The organism is Flavobacterium praedii, from assembly GCF_026810365.1.
GTDB lineage: Bacteria > Bacteroidota > Bacteroidia > Flavobacteriales > Flavobacteriaceae > Flavobacterium > Flavobacterium praedii.
In genome coordinates, this window is record NZ_CP113948.1 from 1,384,683 (window position 1) to 1,402,789 (window position 18,107).

Genomic DNA, 18,107 nt, shown 5'->3' on the forward strand with positions numbered 1-18,107 from the left:
AACCAAAAATAGAACAAAATGGCAGAAAGAATCGTAGTCGACCCAATCACCAGAATTGAAGGACATTTAAGAGCCGAAGTAGAAATCTCAGATGGAACTATACAAGAAGCTTTTGTTTCTTCAACAATGGTAAGAGGTCTTGAAAATATAGTAAAAGGAAGAAATCCAAAAGATGTTTGGGCATTTGTGCAAAGAACTTGTGGTGTTTGTACCGCAGTTCATGCCACAGCATCGGTTAGAGCTGTTGAAGATGCTTTAGGAGTAAAGGTACCGCCAAATGCAGAAATGGTTCGAAACATCATGCTTGGGTCATTATACATACACGATCACGTTGTTCACTTTTACCATCTTCATGCTTTTGATTGGGTGGATGTGGTAAGTGGCTTAAGTGCTGATCCTGTGAAAACGTCACAATTGGCTCAAAGCATTTCAAATTGGCCCAAAAGTTCCCCAGGTTATTTCTCGGATTTGCAAAAAAGACTGAAAAAATTTGTTGCAAGTGGTCAATTGGGAATTTTTGCCAATGGCTATTGGGGGCATCCCCAAATGAAGCTCCCGCCAGAAGCAAATCTTATGGCAACAGCCCATTATCTTGAAGCTTTGGAATGGCAAAAAGAGATTGTGAAAGTTCATGCTATTTTTGGAGGTAAAAATCCTCATCCTAACTTTTTAGTTGGAGGAATGGCCTGCGCTATAAACCTTGACGATGCAAGTGGTCTTAACGCTGAAAGATTGGCTATGGTTGAAAAATTGCTGATCCAAGGAAAGAATTTCGTGGAGCAAGTTTACATTCCAGATGTATTGGCAATTGCGGGTTTCTACAAAGATTGGGGAGCCATTGGTGGATTCCACAATTTTATGAGTTTTGGCGATTTTCCAATGCAAGGATACAACAACACCAATACCAATACTTTCAAATTCCCATCGGGTGTAATTCTAAATAAAGATTTAACAAAAATTCATAATCTTGATTTAAGGGATTTAAAAACCGTTGAAGAATATGTAAATAATTCATGGTACGATTATGAAGGCGATGGAAATGCAGGTCTTCATCCTTGGAAAGGTGAAACCAAAATCAATTATTCTGGTCCAAAACCACCCTATACCCATTTGGATGTAGACAAAAAATACAGTTTCATTAAAACGCCAAGATGGAAAGGCCATGCCATGGAAGTAGGCCCTTTGGCGAGAACGCTAATTGGTTATGCATCGGGAAGACCTGAATACAAAGAAATTGTTGACGCAACACTGTCTAAACTTCAAGTGCCTGCAGCAGCTCTTTTCTCCACATTAGGAAGAACAGCCGCTAGAGCTTTGGAAACACAATTAGTCGCCAATTGGAATTTGGAATTCTTTACTACTTTGATAAGCAACATCAAAAATGGAGATACCAGAATGTCCAATATGGAAAAATGGGAAACTTCTACTTGGCCATCCGAAGCAAAAGGAGTTGGATTGGTTGAAGCACCAAGAGGCGCATTAAGCCATTGGATCGTAATCAAAGATGGGAAAACAGACAATTACCAACAAGTGGTTCCATCTACTTGGAATGCCTCTCCTCGAGATCCAAAAGGACAAAGATCGCCTTACGAAAGTGCCTTATTAAACACTCCAGTTGCTAATCCGGAGCTGCCATTAGAAATCATCCGAACGCTTCATTCTTTCGACCCATGTATTGCCTGTGCGGTGCATTTGTATGACGAAAAAGGAGACATCATCAAAGAAGTAAATGATATTTCTGTCTGTAGTATATAAAAACCTCAAAAAATCTTTATTATGACAGTACAAGATTATAAAAGAGCCTACGTTTGGCAACTTCCAGTTAGGGTATTTCATTGGGGTAATGCCATTGCAATAGTGGTATTAATTATTACAGGGTTACTAATTGCGCATCCTCCTGGAATCATTTCCTCCAAAGAAGCATCGGCTCAATTTTGGTTTGGATACATCCGAAAAATTCATTTTATGAGTGCTTATATAATGTTTGCTTTATTAATCATGAGAGTCTATTGGGCTTTTGTTGGAAATAAATATTCCAATTGGAAAGTATTTTTCCCTTTTAATAAAAATAGAGCTGCTAGTTTTTGGCACACTATCAAACATGATATTTTTCTTTTGAATGAAGAAGTTCATAACGACAAAAATGTGCATACGGGACATAATGATGTTGCGGCTGCGTCCTACCTTGTCATGTTTTTTATGGCATTGATAATGGTCTTTACGGGTTTTGGATTGTATGCCGATAATGCGACATGGTTTCTTCCTCGATTATTCAAATGGGTTCCCGAATTTTTGGGAGGTGACACAAATACAAGAGTAATTCATCATGCTACGATGTGGACCTTCATCTTATTCTCGGCTGTTCACATCTATTTGGTATTATTCCACGATTGGTTGGAAGGACGAGGAGAATCATCTGCCATGGTAAGTGGTTATAAATTTGTGCGATCCGAAAGAACCAAAAAAGAAATCGAAGAAGAAAAAAAACAATTATGACAGATGAATTATTTCCGCATAAAACGGATGAATTTCATAGCAATAATAATGAAATTCTAATTTTAGGTATTGGCAATTATTTAATGGGAGATGAAGGAATTGGCGTTCATTTTGTGAATAATTTGGATGCATCCGAATTTCCAGAAAACATCACAATCATTGATGGAGGAACGGGAGGATTCTTGCTGGTTCCTTATCTAGAAAGTCATCCCATTGCCATTATTGTTGATGCCACTATGGACGGAAAAGAAGCAGGAACCGTAACGCTTTTGAAACCAAAATTTTCAAATGATTTTCCATTAGCGCTAAGCGGACACAATTTCGGATTGAAAGACATGGTCGAAATACTGACTTTATTTGACAGAATGCCCGAAATATATCTGTACACTGTCTCTATTGATTGCATGGACCCAATGGTTACAGAGCTTTCGCCAAAAGTGAAAGAGGCATTGAACGTAGTAAAAACTAAAGTGCTGTTGTTGTTAAATGAATTAAAAACAAAAAATAACCTTTTAATTGAACACTAATATTTCTGCTATTTACATTTCCGGAAGAGTTCAGGGAGTAGGCTTCAGACCTTTTATATATAATTTGGCAACAAAATATAATATAAAAGGTTTTGTTACTAATAATGAATTTGGGGTTTTTATACTTGCCAATGCAGATCCAAACGATATTGATACGTTCTACAAACAAATATCAATTCAAAAACCTATTGGAGCCAAGATAAGTTCAATTCGAATAGAAGAAATAGATACCAATGAAATCTCAACTTCTTTCTTTATAAAACCAACCGAACCAAATTTAGATATCGACTTGCCGCTGACACCCGATTTTGCAATTTGCCACAATTGTTCTAAGGAAATGCTGGACACCAAAAACCGAAGATATCATTACCCTTTTACGACCTGCACCCAATGTGGACCAAGGTACACCATAACAAAAAAGTTTCCTTTTGAAAGAGAAAACACAGCCATGAATGCTTTCAAGATGTGTGCAAATTGTGCTAATGAGTATACAAATAACAGCGATATCCGATTTCACTCGCAGACAAATTCGTGTCCAAATTGTGGTATTACATTAGAAATGAGTACAAATACGGAAGAAATTCTGTCGAAAGAAAATGCAGAAATATTTAAAATCATTAGCAAAAAACTAGAACTAGGTAAAATTATTGCTCTAAAAAACACCGCTGGCTATTTGTTAATTTGTGATGCAACCAATGAAAAAGCGGTGCAGGAATTACGAATTAGAAAAAAAAGAGTTTCAAAGCCATTTGCTGTTTTATTTAAAGACATTGAAACCATAAAAACATACCTAAACACAAATGAAATTGAAGAAAACGAATTGAAATCAGTGGAAGCTCCAATTGTGATTTTAACATTAAAAAATGGGTTGGATTTGGCTCTAAATGAAATTGCTCCCAATCTAGAAACCATTGGTGCTTTGCTTCCAAATTCAGGTACTTTAAAGTTAGTAACCGAAAATTTTGACAAACCAATCATAGCAACTAGCGGGAATTTTCATGGCTCCCCGATCTGCGCCACCGAAATGGAAGCATTCGCTGCATTGCATAAAATTGCTGATTATTTTCTTCATAATTCATTACATATCCAGCATCCACAAGATGATTCGGTGGTGAAATTTTCTGAAAAATTTTCAAAAAAAATAATTTTACGTCGTTCACGTGGTTTTGCGCCAAATGTCATGAATTTTAAAACACCAAATAGCAATCAAAAAATACTGTGTTTGGGAGGAGACTTAAAAAACACAATTACAGTTTTGCCCAATAATAATTGTTACGTAAGTGAATACATTGGTGATTTGGCTAACTATGATACCTTTTTGAAGTTTGAAAAAACAATCGAAAATTATTTCGAAATATTCAATTTTAGGCCAGAGGTAGTATTGATAGACAAGCATCCAAAATATGAAAGTTCAAGACATTCGAAAACATTCATAAATTCAACAAACAAAGTTAATTTACAAGAAATACAACACCATCAAGCTCATTTTTCAGCCATTCTTGGAGAGAAAAATTTATGGGATTCACCCGATAAAATAATGGGTATCATTTGGGATGGAACTGGTTATGGCACAGAGAATGAAATTTGGGGTGGAGAATTTTTTACTTACCAAAACAAAAAAATGGAAAGGATAGGACATTTAGATTACTTCCCTTGGATTTTAGGTGATAAAATGTCAAAAAATCCAAAGATTTCTGCATTGTCCATTTGTGAAGCGAATCCAGTTTTAAAAGAATATTTTGACAATAACGAATGGAATGTCTATTCTAGAAGTATCCAGAATTCTGAAATTAAAACGTCTTCCATGGGGCGATTATTCGATGCAGTGAGTTTTATTTTAGGTTTTAAAAAAGCTGTAAGTTATGAAGGGGAAGCTTCACTATTTTTGGAGAAAATAGCACAAAAACAATTTTCCAAAAGCAAAAATGCAGTAGTGGATTATCTTGAAAATATTGAATTCTTAAATAATTGCATCCCCACCAAACTCCTTTTCGATAGAATAATATCAGAAAATAATAAAAAAACAGAAGTGGCAGAAATTGCATTAAATTTTCATTACACCTTGATAAAGTCAATTGAGAAAATTGCCATTCAAAATAATTGTAATATATTAGCTTTCAGTGGCGGAGTGTTTCAAAACGCACTACTTATTGATTTACTCTGGACCTTTCTACCCAAAGATTTTTGCCTACACATACATGAAACTATTTCACCCAATGATGAAAATATTTCTTTTGGCCAATTAAATTATTATCTAAATATAAAAAACTAAGCTAACCTTTTTAGACTAAAAAAAATGAACATCAACGAATTATTAGGAGAAATACAAAAAACAGATGAATCGGATAAAATATCCTACTCTGCTGGAGTAATTATGGGTCAAAGCTTAAAGGATATTGGATTTGACGAAATACAATATGACGATTACGTGGAAGGAATGAAATCGGTTTTTAACGATTCTGAACCCAAAATCAGTAAAAAACGAGCAATTGAAATTTTTCAAAATTATGTTGTCTTACTTCAAGAAGATTTAAAAGATAAAAATGCGGAACTCGGTAAGGCTTTCTTAGAAAAAAACGCCAAAAAACCTGGAATCATTTCACTTCCCAACGGCATGCAATACGAAGTTTTACAGGATGGAAAGGGCGAAATTCCAACTGAAAGCAGCATTGTAAAAGTAATCTATGAAGGTAGTTTGATAGACAAAACCCTATTTGATTCCACTCAGGATACCGGACCGTTAGAACTGGAAGTGTCAAAAACCATTCTAGGATGGCAAGATGCTTTGCAGATGATGCCAGTGGGCTCGCGTTGGAAACTTTTTATACCGCATCATTTGGCTTATGGGGAATTTGGCGCTCAACCTATGATCCAACCCAATTCGACAATAATTTTCTTAATTGAATTGCTGGAAATTGTGAACTAATTGAATATAAAATTCACTTTGCATGAAATATTTAACCGAATATAGAAGTCCAGAACTCGTCAAACATTATTTGTCAGAGATTCAAAAAATCGTTACAAAACCATGGAATATCATGGAAATTTGTGGTGGTCAAACCCACTCTCTGGTAAAAAACGGGTTGATTGATTTGCTTCCAAAAGAAGTCAGAATGATTCATGGCCCTGGATGTCCGGTATGCGTCACTCCTATTTCATTAATCGATAAAGCCATCGAACTCCTAAAACAAGGAGTCATTGTATGTTCATTCGGCGACATGATTAGAGTTCCAGGTTCTACCAAAAGTCTGTTGCAAGCCAAAGCAGACGGAGGTGATTTACGAATACTGTATTCCCCTCTTGAAGCTGTAAATATCGCGGTCGAAAATCCAGACAAAGAAGTAGTTTTCTTCGCTGTAGGATTTGAAACTACCGCCCCCAGTAATGCGCTTTCGGTAATTCATGCACAAAAATTACACCTGAATAATTATTCCATTTTGGTCTCCCACGTTTTGGTTCCTCCTGCAATGGAAGCGATTTTATCCGATAAATTTTGCAATATCGATGCATTTTTAGCAGCAGGCCATGTGTGTACCATCATGGGACTGGAAGAATATTACCCGATTGCCGAGAACTATAAAATTCCGCTTGTAGTAACTGGATTCGAACCAGCCGATTTGGTTCAAGGGATTTACCATGCCGTACTTCAATTGGAAAACGGAACCCATTTTGTCGACAATCAATACAAACGAATGGTGAAAGAAGAAGGAAATACTAGAGCAAAAGAGGTGATATTGGATGTTTTTGAAATTGGAAATCAAGAATGGCGTGGTATTGGAGAAATTCCAAATAGTGGTTTTGTGATGACCCAAAAATACAAACAGTATGATGCCAACCAGAAATTTTCAATTGAAGTAATTCACTGTGAAAAATCCAAAAACTGCATTGCAGGAGAGGTATTAAAAGGAATAAAAAAACCACACGAATGTCCTGAATTCAACAAAACCTGTAAGCCCTCCAATCCGCTTGGAGCACCAATGGTTTCGTCTGAAGGTGCATGTGCTGCTTATTATCATTATTCAATTTAGAAATTATGCTAGGCATTTATATCACTGTTTACGCTGGATTGGAGCACGCTTTCGAGGCCGATCACTTGTTGGCGGTGAATAGTTTGGTTTCTAACAGAAATAAAATTAATGATGCCGTAAAAGATGGCGTTTATTGGGGGATTGGTCACACGCTCACCATTTTTGTGGTAGGTGTTTTAATGATTGGGTTTAAATTTAGTGTCAACGAACAAATTTTTAATTACTTAGAAGCTTGTGTTGGAATAATGTTAATCTTTTTAGGAATATTCAGATTAACTAAATCTTTCAAAAAAGGAACACACAAACATACATATACGCATAGTCATTCTAATTTAAAACCCCATTCCCATACTTATTCTCACTCCCATTTTTATGTAGTTACAAATCATAACCATACTCATAATCTTAAAGATCACAAAGCGGCTTTTGGAGTTGGATTGGTTCACGGATTGGCCGGAAGTGGCGCTTTGGTAGTATTGGTACTTACACAAATGAAAACTGCGACGGAAGGATTAATGTATATATTAATTTTTGGAATTGGTTCTATATTAGGAATGTTTATTGCTTCTGGGTTATTCAGTATATCCTTCAGCAAATCGATTTTAAAATCTCAAAAACTTCAAATTCTTTTAATTATTATATCATCACTACTTTGTATATTTTATGGAAGCCTTGTTGTATATACAAATTTATTTCTTCTTCTCTAAGCCAAAGAATGCCGCCCTTTTTCTAGAATAGCAATTTGTAACGAATAAAAAATACTGCTAAAACAAAAACAGCAATGGATACAGTATCACATATCGTTTTGGGTGCCGCCGTAGGTGAAACAATTTTAGGTCGAAAAATAGGTCGAAAAGCGATGCTATATGGAGCCATCATTGGAAACATTCCTGATATTGATGTACTTGGAATATTTTTTCTTAGTGACTCAAAACAATTATTATTCCATCGTGGCATTACCCATTCTTTGTTTTTTGCGGTATTAATTACTGCTTTGTTTGGTTGGTTCTGCAAGAAGCGGATAAAAAACAACTGGATGCTCTGGACTTTGATGTTCTTCGCAGCAATGCTATCCCATCTTTTAATAGATTCATTTACCTGTTACGGCATGGGATTTTTTGAACCCTTCAGCCAACATAGAATATCCTTCAATACTATTTTTGTAGTCGATCCTTTTTATACCCTACCCTTTTTGGTTTGTATGGGATTGGCTTTTAGAGCAAAGAACAAAACTCCTCTACGAAAAAAATGGACTATTACAGGATTATGGATTAGTTCGACCTATTTAGCTTTTACCATCCTAAATCATGTGTACGTACAAAACGTAATGAAACAATCCCTTGAAGAACAAAAATTGGCATTCGATCATTTTACGGTAACTCCAACCCCGCTCAATAGTTTTTTGTGGATGGGATATTCTCATGATAAAAATGGTGCATGGATTGGCTATTACTCCATTTTTGATAACTATAAAAAAATTAAATACCACAGACAGCAACGCAATGATTCGTTACTTATTCCTTTTCAAAATAAAGAATTGGTTAAAAATCTAAAAGTACTTTCTAAAGGGAACTATTGCATTTCAAAAGAAGATTCCATTGTCTATTTCAACGATATCCGATTTGGTCAAGTGAGCGGATGGAATACCATAGCTGATGAAGCCTATGCTTTTAAATTCAACCTCAACAAAAACGCCGATAATAAAAGAGCTTTGAATAGACTAAAATATAAAGAATCAACAAGCGATTGGTTTGTCTCATTAGTCAACCGAATTAAAGGAAAATAACAACAAAACTAATGCAAGAACAAGAAACATATAGCCCCATTTATCATGAAAACAGTAACTTTCATGAAAAGGTAACTCTTGTTCATAGTGGAGAGGATTATTTTTTGCGCGCTAAAGACCTTATTTCAAAAGCCTTGTCAGAAATTCATTTGCAAATGTATATTTTTGAAATTGATGATACGGGCATAGAAATCATCAATACTCTAAAAGAAGCGGCATTACGAAATGTAAAAATTTTTATGCTTCTGGACGGATATGGGTCTTATTCTTTTCCAAATTCAATTATCAAAGAACTTTTGCGTTTGGGAATAAACATTCGTTTCTTTTCCCCTTTTTTATCTGGAAACAACATATATATCGGTCGGCGGCTGCATCACAAAATAATTGTTTTTGATGGCACTGTTGCGCTTGTTGGCGGAATCAACATTTCGAACCATTATAAAGGAAAAGCCATGAAAACTCCCTGGCTGGATTATGCCATTCAAATTGAAAGTTATGAAACTGCAAAGCAACTCGAACAATTGTGCCAAAACATTTATTTTAAACAAAAAAGGACTCAACGAATAAAATTTCTTTCGGTTCCCTACTTTGATAATGGAACAACAGTTAGAATACTTCAAAATGATTGGCTAAAAAGAAACAATGAAATTGCGAAGGCTTATGTAAAATCAATTCAAAAAGCGCAAAAAGAGATCCTAATTGTCGGATGTTATTTTCTCCCTGGCCGCCGTCTTACAAAAGTTTTAAAAAAAGCAGCGAGGCGAGGTGTCAAAATAAAACTCATACTGTCCGGAATATCAGATATTCCTATGATGAAACGAGCAACCTGTCATTTGTATTCCTCTTTTCTTCGTAACAATATTGAACTGTATGAATGGAATGTCTCCGTTTTGCATGGCAAAGTAGCATTGGTAGATACAAAATGGGCCACAATAGGTTCTTTCAATTTGAATCATTTGAGCTCCTATGGAAGTATAGAGACCAATGTGGAAATAGAATCGAAATTATTTGCCAAAACTCTGGAATCTGATTTGAAGAATGTAATTTCGAAATGTGAAAAAATCACTCCAGAAACTATTAGACAAAAAAGCAATACCTTTATTCGAATGGCCAACTGGTTTTCGTATCAATTTGTGAGAACAACTTTAAAAATCATGACCTATTTACCTTATAATAGGTTTATGAACAAATTCAGGGAAGAAAATTGAAAACTAAATAAAGCTTTCTATTATGAACTGGCATTTACTTCAACTTTCAGAAATCGAACAATTATTGAATTCTTCTCCAAAAGGAATAGATAGCATTACAGCTTCGGAACTTCTATTGGAAAACGGAAAAAATCAAATAGCAGATCATAAAAAGAAAACACCATTGCGAATGTTTTTACAACAATTCTCAGACTTTATGATTCTTGTTCTAATTGCCGCTGCCCTAATTTCGGGTATTTTAGGAGATTTGGTCGATACTCTTATTATTTTGGCAATCATTTTGATTAATGCTGTAGTGGGATTTATTCAAGAATATCGTGCAGAAAAAGCGATGGAAGCATTAAAAAATATGGTATCAAGTACAGCCCGCGTTTTACGGGAAGGAAAAACAATAGACCTCGATGCATGCGATTTAGTTCTAGGAGATGTTGTCGTACTCGAAGCCGGAAATATTATCCCTGCAGACATTCGTTTTATAGAAACCCATCAAATTAAAGTAGATGAATCAACACTAACGGGAGAGTCACATAATACCGAAAAAATAGCCAAAACACTTCCTGAAGGCACTTATGGTTTGGGAGATCGCACCAATATGGGATTTAAAGGAACGAATATTACCAACGGACGCGGATTGGCTTATGTTGTGGCAACTGGCATGAATACCGAATTAGGGCATATTGCCAAAATGATTCAACAAGACGAAACAGCAACACCGCTCCAAAAAAGACTGATTGCTTTTGGAAAAAGATTATCAATTGTCATACTCCTTATTTGTGCACTTATTTTTACAATAGGTTGGTTGCGTGGAGAAGCTATTCTTGCCATGTTACTAACATCAATATCACTTGCAGTTGCTGCTATTCCTGAGGCTATGCCCGCACTAGTGACAATTGCTCTGGCATTTGGAGCCAAACGATTGGTAAAAAACAATGCGCTGATTCGAAAACTCCCTGCTGTAGAAACACTAGGCTCAGTTACCTACATTTGTTCTGATAAAACGGGTACATTAACACGGAACAAAATGACTGTTCAAGAAACGGATGAAATTCAAAACACAAATGATTATTTATCTTTCTTTCAAGAGAATACTTTACTGAAAGCAATGGCACTGAACAACGATATTTCGATAACTAAAGACAAAAAGTGGCTGGGTGATTCTACCGAAATTGCCTTAGTTCAATATGCATTTGACAATAATATAAATAAATATACAGTTGAAAAAATATTCCCAAGAGTAGCCGAATTACCTTTTGATTCAAACCGAAAATGCATGACCACATTACATCAAACAGAAAAAGGAATACTCGTTATTACCAAAGGGGCTGTTGATGAATTGTTTAAAAAACTGGATAAAAATCAAAAAGCACTAATTCCAGAAATTGAATTCAGAGTAAATAAAATGTCCGAAAAAGGATATCGAGTGTTGGGATATGCAATAAAACTTTTGCCTTCATTACCCGAAAAATTAAGCATTGAATCCGTTGAATCCTCACTAACCCTAATTGGTTTTGCCGGAATGATTGATCCACCAAGAGAAGAGGCCAAACAAGCAGTTGCAGAATGCAAACAAGCAGGAATTATTCCGGTAATGATTACTGGAGACCATCAGCTCACTGCAAAAGCAATTGCAATACAATTAGGAATCATTGCTTCCGAAGAGGATTTGGTATTAAGCGGAACAGAACTTTCGGCACTAACACAACCTCAATTCGAAGTAATTGTAGAAAAAGTACGCGTATATGCTCGTGTAAACCCAGAACAAAAATTAAAAATTGTTAAAGCATTACAGGATAAAAATCAATTTGTAGCCATGACGGGTGATGGCGTGAATGATGCGCCAGCCCTAAAAAATGCCGATATTGGAATAGCAATGGGCATAAACGGAACCGAAGTTTCCAAGGAAGCTGCCCATATGATATTGCTTGATGATAATTTTGCAACTATTGTAAAAGCAGTCAAACATGGACGAAGAATTTTTGACAACATTCTGAAATTTATAAAATACACCATGACCTCAAATTCTGGAGAAATATGGGCCATATTTCTAGCGCCTTTTTTTGGATTACCTATTCCATTGCTTGCCATTCACATTCTATGGATAAATTTAGTAACCGACGGATTGCCGGGATTGGCACTTGTATCAGAACCATCAGAATCTAATATTATGTCACGGCCTCCAAGAAGTACAAAAGAAAACATTTTTGCAGGAGGAATGGCATTGCATATTTTATGGGTTGGATTCTTAATGGGAGTCGTTACATTAGCCATGCAAGCATGGTCCATGCACTATAGCCAAAATCATTGGCAAACAATGACTTTCACGGTATTATGTCTCAGTCAAATGGGACATGTTTTGGCCATCCGATCTGAACAAGAGTCTATTTTTAAAATTGGTTTACTATCGAATAAGCCAATGTTGGGAGCCTTACTTTTGACTGTTATATTGCAAATGATGATTATTTACACTCCTCTTTTCAATAGCCTTTTCAAGACACAACCGCTAACTATTATGGAGTTAGTCATTACTTTTGCTGCTTCCAGTGTGGTTTTTTGCGCTGTAGAAATTGAAAAATCATTCAAAAGAATGCGAAAATAACAGCACGTTTCATCCGTATTTCGCTGTTTTTAATTCATTAACAAAATACATTTTCATCATCCCTTTATTTTTGACCGCTACTTCTCCCCTATATTCACAATCAAAGGCATTATTGATGTATTTATAGGTGTTTTCGGAAATATTGATTTTTCCGGGAATAGAATTGGTTTCCATTCGAGAGGCAATATTTACGGTATCGCCCCAAATATCATAGGCAAATTTCTTAGTGCCTACAACTCCAGCTACGACGGGACCTGTATTGATTCCGATCCGAATTTTAAAACGTGTTTGATGGTTTGGATTCTCGGTTAATGACTCATTTACAAATTTTAAAATTTCCTTTGCAGCAAGTACAATTTTATAGGCATGATCTTCGGTTTGAAAAGGCAATCCACCTGCACACATGTAAGAATCTCCAGAAGTTTTTATTTTTTCCAAATCATATTTTTCAATTATCGCATCAAATTTTGAAAAATAATAGTCGATGCTTTCCACCAATTTTTCGGGAGCCAAATTTTCTGCATACAATGTAAATCCTTCAAAATCCGTAAACAAAACTGTAACCGACTCGAATCGTTTTGCGGCTACTTTTCCATTAGTTTTCAACTCAAGAGCAGTTTCTTCGGGAAGAATATTCAATAATAAATCATCGGATCGTTTTTTCTCGGCTTCAATTATGATATTGGTTTTTTGTATAAATCGGTACCTTCGGAATAAACCCAAAGCAATAAAAAACACCAGAACTAGTGAAATAATAGAAGCTATAGTTATAATTCTTTGGTTTCTTTTTTGGATTTGCATCAAATCCACTTCGGCTTGTTTTTTTGAAACTTCAAAATTCGTTCTTAAATCGGCCGTTTTTTCAATCGTTTCCAGATTGTTTATGCTATCCCGATACACAATATATTTTTTATAATAAATATACGATTCTGGGATATTTCCCAATTTTTGATAGAGTTCCGAAAGCAACAAACTAGACTTCCGTACTTGATCTTTTAACCCTTGTTTTTGGGCAATTTCTAAACTTCTTTTGGCATACGTTAGAGCTGTATTCCAATCATTCCTACTGAAATAAATATCTGCCATTGAAGAAAGGTAATCCGAAATCCCATAATAATCCTCCAGTTTTTCGAGCATAGTAATGGCTTCGGTAATATTTTTTATAGCCAAATCATCTTTACCTTGTTTGGCATAAACCATACCCGTATTCCCTAAAGTATAAGCAATACCAATTTTATATTTTTCTTTCTTAAATATAGTTCCAGCTTCGTTAAAATAATTTAAAGCCAAATTAAATTTTAAATTCTTCGAATACTCATCACCAGCATTTAATAAGGCTAACGCTAAGGAATTACTATCTGTTGTTTTTCTTAATATTCGAATGGATTTTTCATAATATTGTTCTGCATTTTTAGAATTACCCAAATTTGAATAAACGTCTGCAATACAAGTATAAGACATCCCTTCTCCCGTTACAAAATTCGCTTTTATTGCGGCATCTATACTTTTAAAATAGGAATCCAAAGCTTTATTAAAATCACCTGAAATATTGTTTTTATTTCCTTTTTGACTGTATCCTCTATACAGGTACAAATAATTTTTTTCTTTTTTGGATAACGCAATGAGCTCCTCAGCATATTGCAATGATAATTGGAGATTATTGGTTTCGTTGAAAGCTAAATTCCGCAACAATTCCATTTTATCCACTTTAGAAAGCGTATTTTTTTTATAAATTTCTGCAAGACTATCCGCTACTTTTTGGTCTTGAGCAAAAACATAAAATTGCTGAAAAAAAAACAGCACAAATACTACTCTCTTTATATTAAAAATTTCAACAAGTTGTTTTTTAGTCATAAATTCCCAGTAATTTTTGGATCAATACGAAATTTTTGTCTAAACTCCCTTTTTTCATATACACTGCAAAACATTGTATAAGTATCTTCCTTGTTGATTAATTGCAAATTTTCTTCAATTCTTGCTTTAACATAACTTTTAGGCCCTCTAGTTCCTTTTATTATAGCATTCGGAAAAAATTTAGGCGCATTAGGATCTACAATTAGTGGTTCGCTCACAATTTTGTCAATAGCTATGGAGTAGTTTTCATCTGCAGACTTACCTATCCACTTTACATTTTTATGAAGATAAACCTTTGATATAAAATCATCTATACTTTTTTTCGCTGATTTTCCTTTATTATTGTCATATAAAATACAAAAATCATTTACATGTTGCTGATCGGGTTGTTGAGGTGGAATAATCGTTTTCAAATAGTTATGAAGTCCTTTTGCGTCAGCTACTTCCAATGTAATTTTAATTTTACCTCCATTAGACAATTTGATTTTCAAAAATCCTTTTTCTGTCAAATACATTTTTACTTTTCGTTCCATTTTATAATTATAAAAAGTTAAAATTCAAAATTTGATTAACGATAGGTTTTATAAAAAAATGGTAAAATTTTAGGGGTAAAATATTGTTTCTCAAGTATTCGAAATCAACTTAGGATCAATAAGATACTTTTTGGCACTATTGTTATAATGAATACTAAACTCAATTTTATAGATATTCAAAGTTTTGGCCATATCCAATTGATCTTTAATAGTGGCAACCACTTTGCTATGGCAACCTCCGCTGCCCAAAATAGTTGTATCATCTTCTAAGAAACATTTGTCGTTGGGATCATTCAGATCAAAGTCATACACAATTCTGTCAATAGCGATAGAATAATCAGCATCTGATGACGTGCCAATCCATTCTACATTTCGCCCTAAGTACACATTCGACAAAAAATCTTGTACTTTTCCATTTTCAGAAAAACCATCATTATCATCAGACAAAATAGTTTTGGTATCTATTTCCTCTTGTGATGGATTCGACATTTGATAGAGACTGCTGGCATCAACAGTCAAAACTATCTGCACATTTTTACTCATAAGTTATAGATTTTAAAATTAATTAATTCAAAAAAATATAGGTTAAAATAAAATGTGGGACAACGTAATAAAAAACTGATTTACAGTACTATATAATCATATTTTATCAAATTTACATTTTTTTAAATCAAAAATTAACATTTAGGATAAAAATATCTAGTTTACAGGGCTTTAAAAAAAAATAAACAAAAAAGAACAATTTAAAAGAAGTAATTTCCTTAAATTTACAACAATAACTAACTGTATCATAACAATATAAGCACTGATAGTTAGCTTTTTCGTTCTTTATAAAATGATAAAATTGGTTTTACACTTGCAATAAATCAACATCAGAACCATTATTCAGGCCTTAGTATAAGTCAAGATTGCTATTAAAGAAGATCACCTTTTATGATAATTACCAATTAATTTTTACGCCTATGAAATTCAACCAAGAACCAATCGATTGGAAAGAAATATTCGAATTAAAGAACATTATTCTCAATTTTGTAGGAGTAGCACTGATTACGTTGGCTTTGAAAGGATTTATGATACCCAACAAATTTTTGGATGGTGGTGTTATTGGTGCATCGATCCTTATTCATGAAATATCACATATTCCATTTAGTCTTTTAGTTTTGGTACTTAATATTCCTTTTTTATTTATAGGAAAAATGGTTTTGGGAAAAACATTTGCGTTACAAAGCTTATTGACATTCCTCTTGATTGCAGTAAGCATGACATTTATAGAAATCCAACCGGTAACGTCAGATAAACTTCTGATTGCATTATTTGGAGGATGTTTGATCGGAATGGGAATGGGATTTGTCATTCGGAGTGGTGCAGCCGCTGATGGTATTGAGATTTTGGCGCTATTGACTACCAAAAAAATTGGTCTTAGTGTCTCCGAAGTAATCTTTGGAATAAACACTACATTATTTCTATGTGCCGCATGGTTCTTTGGCATTAGTACCGCTTTATATTCAATAGTTACCTATTTTTCGGCCATAAAATCCTTGGATTACATAGCTCACGGAATTGAACAATACACCTCTCTACATATTATTTCGTCCAAAAGCGAAGCCATTAAATCCCTAATTGTACAGCATTTTGGAAAAGGAATTACGGTTATAAAAGGAGAAAGAGGATATTTACCACACGCATTTCATGAAAAAACCGATTGTGATATCATAATAACCGTAGTAACGCGATTAGAATTACTCCGAATAAAAGAAGAAGTAAGCCAACTCGATCCGCACGCCTTTATGTACATTCAATATATCAAAGAAGCGAGAGGCGGAATTTTGAGAAACAGAGCCAAACACTAGAATATGAAAAACTGGGAATCATTATGTCATACCGTTATGGATTCATTAAAGGAGAACTTGGCACCTCATTTGACCTATCACGATTGGAAACATACCGAACACGTCATACGCATGTCCGAATATATAGCGCGCAAAGAAAACGTATCCGAAAATGATATTTTACTTATTAAAACAGCCGCATTATTTCATGATGCTGGTTTTATCACTACAATATCTGAGGGACACGAGGAAGAAAGCATTCGATTGGCTCAAGAAAAACTACCACAATATGGATATACAAACCTTGAAATTGAATGCATTGCTGGAATGATAAGAGCAACATCCATTCCTCAAAAACCCAATACAAAACTAGAATGCATCATAGCCGACGCCGATTTAGAATATTTAGGCACCGATAGTTTTGAACGAATAGGGAATAATCTCTATCAGGAATTGAAATACAGCAATCCGAATCTTACCTTAGCAGAGTGGAATGAAATACAAATTAAGTTTCTACAATCCCATTTCTACCACACCCCTTTTTGTTTGGAACATCGAACTCCAATTAAAGAGAAAAATATTGAAAAACTTATCCAACAAAAAGAACGTTACTTATAACTCTTTTGAATCGATTATAGAATATCACAAAAAAAAAGTACACCAATAGTTCTCAAAATTCAAACAAAAAACACTTCATTAAATGATTTCATTGACCAAATTACTCCACCTTTTAAAAGAATTAGAAAACAACATCCCCAATCAAGACAGCACCAACTTACTGGTTTCAAAATCAACTGTGGGTTGGCATATCGAACATACTTTATTGACCTTAAATTTAGTTGTAAGCGCCATAGAAAAATCGGATCCTGGTTTGTACAAACATAAATTTAGTTTAATTCGAATGCTCATTATGACTACAAAAAAAATCCCCAGAGGAAAAGCCAAAGCCCCAAAAATGGTTCAACCAACATCCAATTTTGATATCGTAACTCTAAAAAATCACCTAGAAAAAGCAAAAATAAACATCCGCAAATTAGACACTTTCGACACCAATAAATATTTTGAACATCCCTATTTTGGACCTTTAAAATTAAAACCAACCATTCGTTTTTTAGAAATTCATACCCATCATCATCTCAAAATTATAAACGATATAGTCACAAAACCAAAAAAGTAGATCAAAAAATATTAGGCACAAAAACAGCATTTGGGCGAGCCACCATACAGTCAAAGGGCCAACTTAGCAAACC

16 protein-coding genes are annotated in these 18,107 nt (G+C 34.5%); 13 read left to right on the forward strand and 3 right to left on the reverse strand.

Annotated elements, in window-relative coordinates:
* The first annotated feature begins 18 nt into the window (after positions 1 to 18).
* From OYT91_RS05885 to OYT91_RS05930, 10 genes are all read left to right on the forward strand, one after another.
* On the forward strand, positions 19 to 1,755 hold the full coding sequence (locus OYT91_RS05885; RefSeq protein ID WP_281239888.1) for a nickel-dependent hydrogenase large subunit: 1,737 nt from the start codon (positions 19 to 21) through the stop codon (positions 1,753 to 1,755).
* A gap of 21 nt (positions 1,756 to 1,776) precedes the next feature.
* Positions 1,777 to 2,496, forward strand: a complete 720-nt coding sequence (gene cybH, locus OYT91_RS05890) for a Ni/Fe-hydrogenase, b-type cytochrome subunit (protein WP_281239889.1) — start codon at positions 1,777 to 1,779, stop codon at positions 2,494 to 2,496.
* Positions 2,493 to 3,023: a hydrogenase maturation protease gene (locus OYT91_RS05895; protein ID WP_281239890.1), complete on the forward strand. Its 531-nt coding sequence runs from the start codon at positions 2,493 to 2,495 to the stop codon at positions 3,021 to 3,023. Before cybH ends, OYT91_RS05895 begins: the two co-directional genes overlap by 4 nt.
* Positions 3,013 to 5,295: a carbamoyltransferase HypF gene (gene hypF, locus OYT91_RS05900; protein WP_281239891.1), complete on the forward strand. Its 2,283-nt coding sequence runs from the start codon at positions 3,013 to 3,015 to the stop codon at positions 5,293 to 5,295. The genes OYT91_RS05895 and hypF overlap by 11 nt, the downstream gene beginning before the upstream one ends.
* Positions 5,296 to 5,319: 24 nt before the next feature.
* On the forward strand, positions 5,320 to 5,949 hold the full coding sequence (locus OYT91_RS05905) for an FKBP-type peptidyl-prolyl cis-trans isomerase (protein ID WP_281239892.1): 630 nt from the start codon (positions 5,320 to 5,322) through the stop codon (positions 5,947 to 5,949).
* Between the two features lie 22 nt (positions 5,950 to 5,971).
* Positions 5,972 to 7,051 (forward strand): hydrogenase formation protein HypD, encoded by a 1,080-nt coding sequence (hypD, locus tag OYT91_RS05910; protein WP_281239893.1) that lies wholly within the window; start codon positions 5,972 to 5,974, stop codon positions 7,049 to 7,051.
* 5 nt (positions 7,052 to 7,056) lie between these two features.
* Entirely contained in the window at positions 7,057 to 7,758 is a 702-nt protein-coding gene (locus OYT91_RS05915) for an urease accessory protein UreH domain-containing protein (RefSeq protein ID WP_281239894.1), read from the forward strand.
* Between the two features lie 74 nt (positions 7,759 to 7,832).
* The gene (locus tag OYT91_RS05920) at positions 7,833 to 8,837 is read left to right on the forward strand and encodes a metal-dependent hydrolase (RefSeq protein WP_281239895.1); all 1,005 of its coding nucleotides are present in this window, start codon (positions 7,833 to 7,835) and stop codon (positions 8,835 to 8,837) included.
* A gap of 11 nt (positions 8,838 to 8,848) precedes the next feature.
* On the forward strand, positions 8,849 to 10,045 hold the full coding sequence (locus tag OYT91_RS05925; protein WP_281239896.1) for a phospholipase D-like domain-containing protein: 1,197 nt from the start codon (positions 8,849 to 8,851) through the stop codon (positions 10,043 to 10,045).
* A 22-nt stretch (positions 10,046 to 10,067) separates the two neighbouring features.
* Positions 10,068 to 12,641 carry a cation-translocating P-type ATPase gene (locus OYT91_RS05930; protein WP_281239897.1) on the forward strand — a complete coding sequence of 858 codons (2,574 nt, stop codon included), beginning with the start codon at positions 10,068 to 10,070 and terminating at the stop codon, positions 12,639 to 12,641.
* A gap of 9 nt (positions 12,642 to 12,650) precedes the next feature.
* On the opposite strand, the gene OYT91_RS05935 is transcribed toward OYT91_RS05930, so the two are convergent.
* The 3 genes from OYT91_RS05935 to OYT91_RS05945 form a co-directional block, all read right to left on the reverse strand.
* On the reverse strand, positions 12,651 to 14,495 hold the full coding sequence (locus tag OYT91_RS05935; protein ID WP_281239898.1) for an adenylate/guanylate cyclase domain-containing protein: 1,845 nt from the start codon (positions 14,493 to 14,495) through the stop codon (positions 12,651 to 12,653).
* Positions 14,492 to 15,028 (reverse strand): hypothetical protein, encoded by a 537-nt coding sequence (locus OYT91_RS05940; protein ID WP_281239899.1) that lies wholly within the window; start codon positions 15,026 to 15,028, stop codon positions 14,492 to 14,494. Before OYT91_RS05940 ends, OYT91_RS05935 begins: the two co-directional genes overlap by 4 nt.
* Before the next feature lie 90 nt (positions 15,029 to 15,118).
* A complete protein-coding gene (locus tag OYT91_RS05945) occupies positions 15,119 to 15,571 on the reverse strand; it encodes a hypothetical protein (protein WP_269222604.1) in 453 nt (150 codons plus the stop codon).
* Between the two features lie 419 nt (positions 15,572 to 15,990).
* Between OYT91_RS05945 and OYT91_RS05950 the strand changes: the two genes are divergently transcribed.
* The 3 genes from OYT91_RS05950 (at position 15,991) to OYT91_RS05960 (ending at position 18,034) form a co-directional block, all read left to right on the forward strand.
* The gene (locus OYT91_RS05950; protein WP_281239900.1) at positions 15,991 to 16,878 is read left to right on the forward strand and encodes a YitT family protein; all 888 of its coding nucleotides are present in this window, start codon (positions 15,991 to 15,993) and stop codon (positions 16,876 to 16,878) included.
* A gap of 3 nt (positions 16,879 to 16,881) precedes the next feature.
* Positions 16,882 to 17,475 (forward strand): HD domain-containing protein, encoded by a 594-nt coding sequence (locus OYT91_RS05955; RefSeq protein ID WP_269222602.1) that lies wholly within the window; start codon positions 16,882 to 16,884, stop codon positions 17,473 to 17,475.
* Between the two features lie 82 nt (positions 17,476 to 17,557).
* Positions 17,558 to 18,034, forward strand: a complete 477-nt coding sequence (locus tag OYT91_RS05960; RefSeq protein ID WP_281239901.1) for a DUF1569 domain-containing protein — start codon at positions 17,558 to 17,560, stop codon at positions 18,032 to 18,034.
* The last annotated feature ends 73 nt before the right edge of the window (positions 18,035 to 18,107 follow it).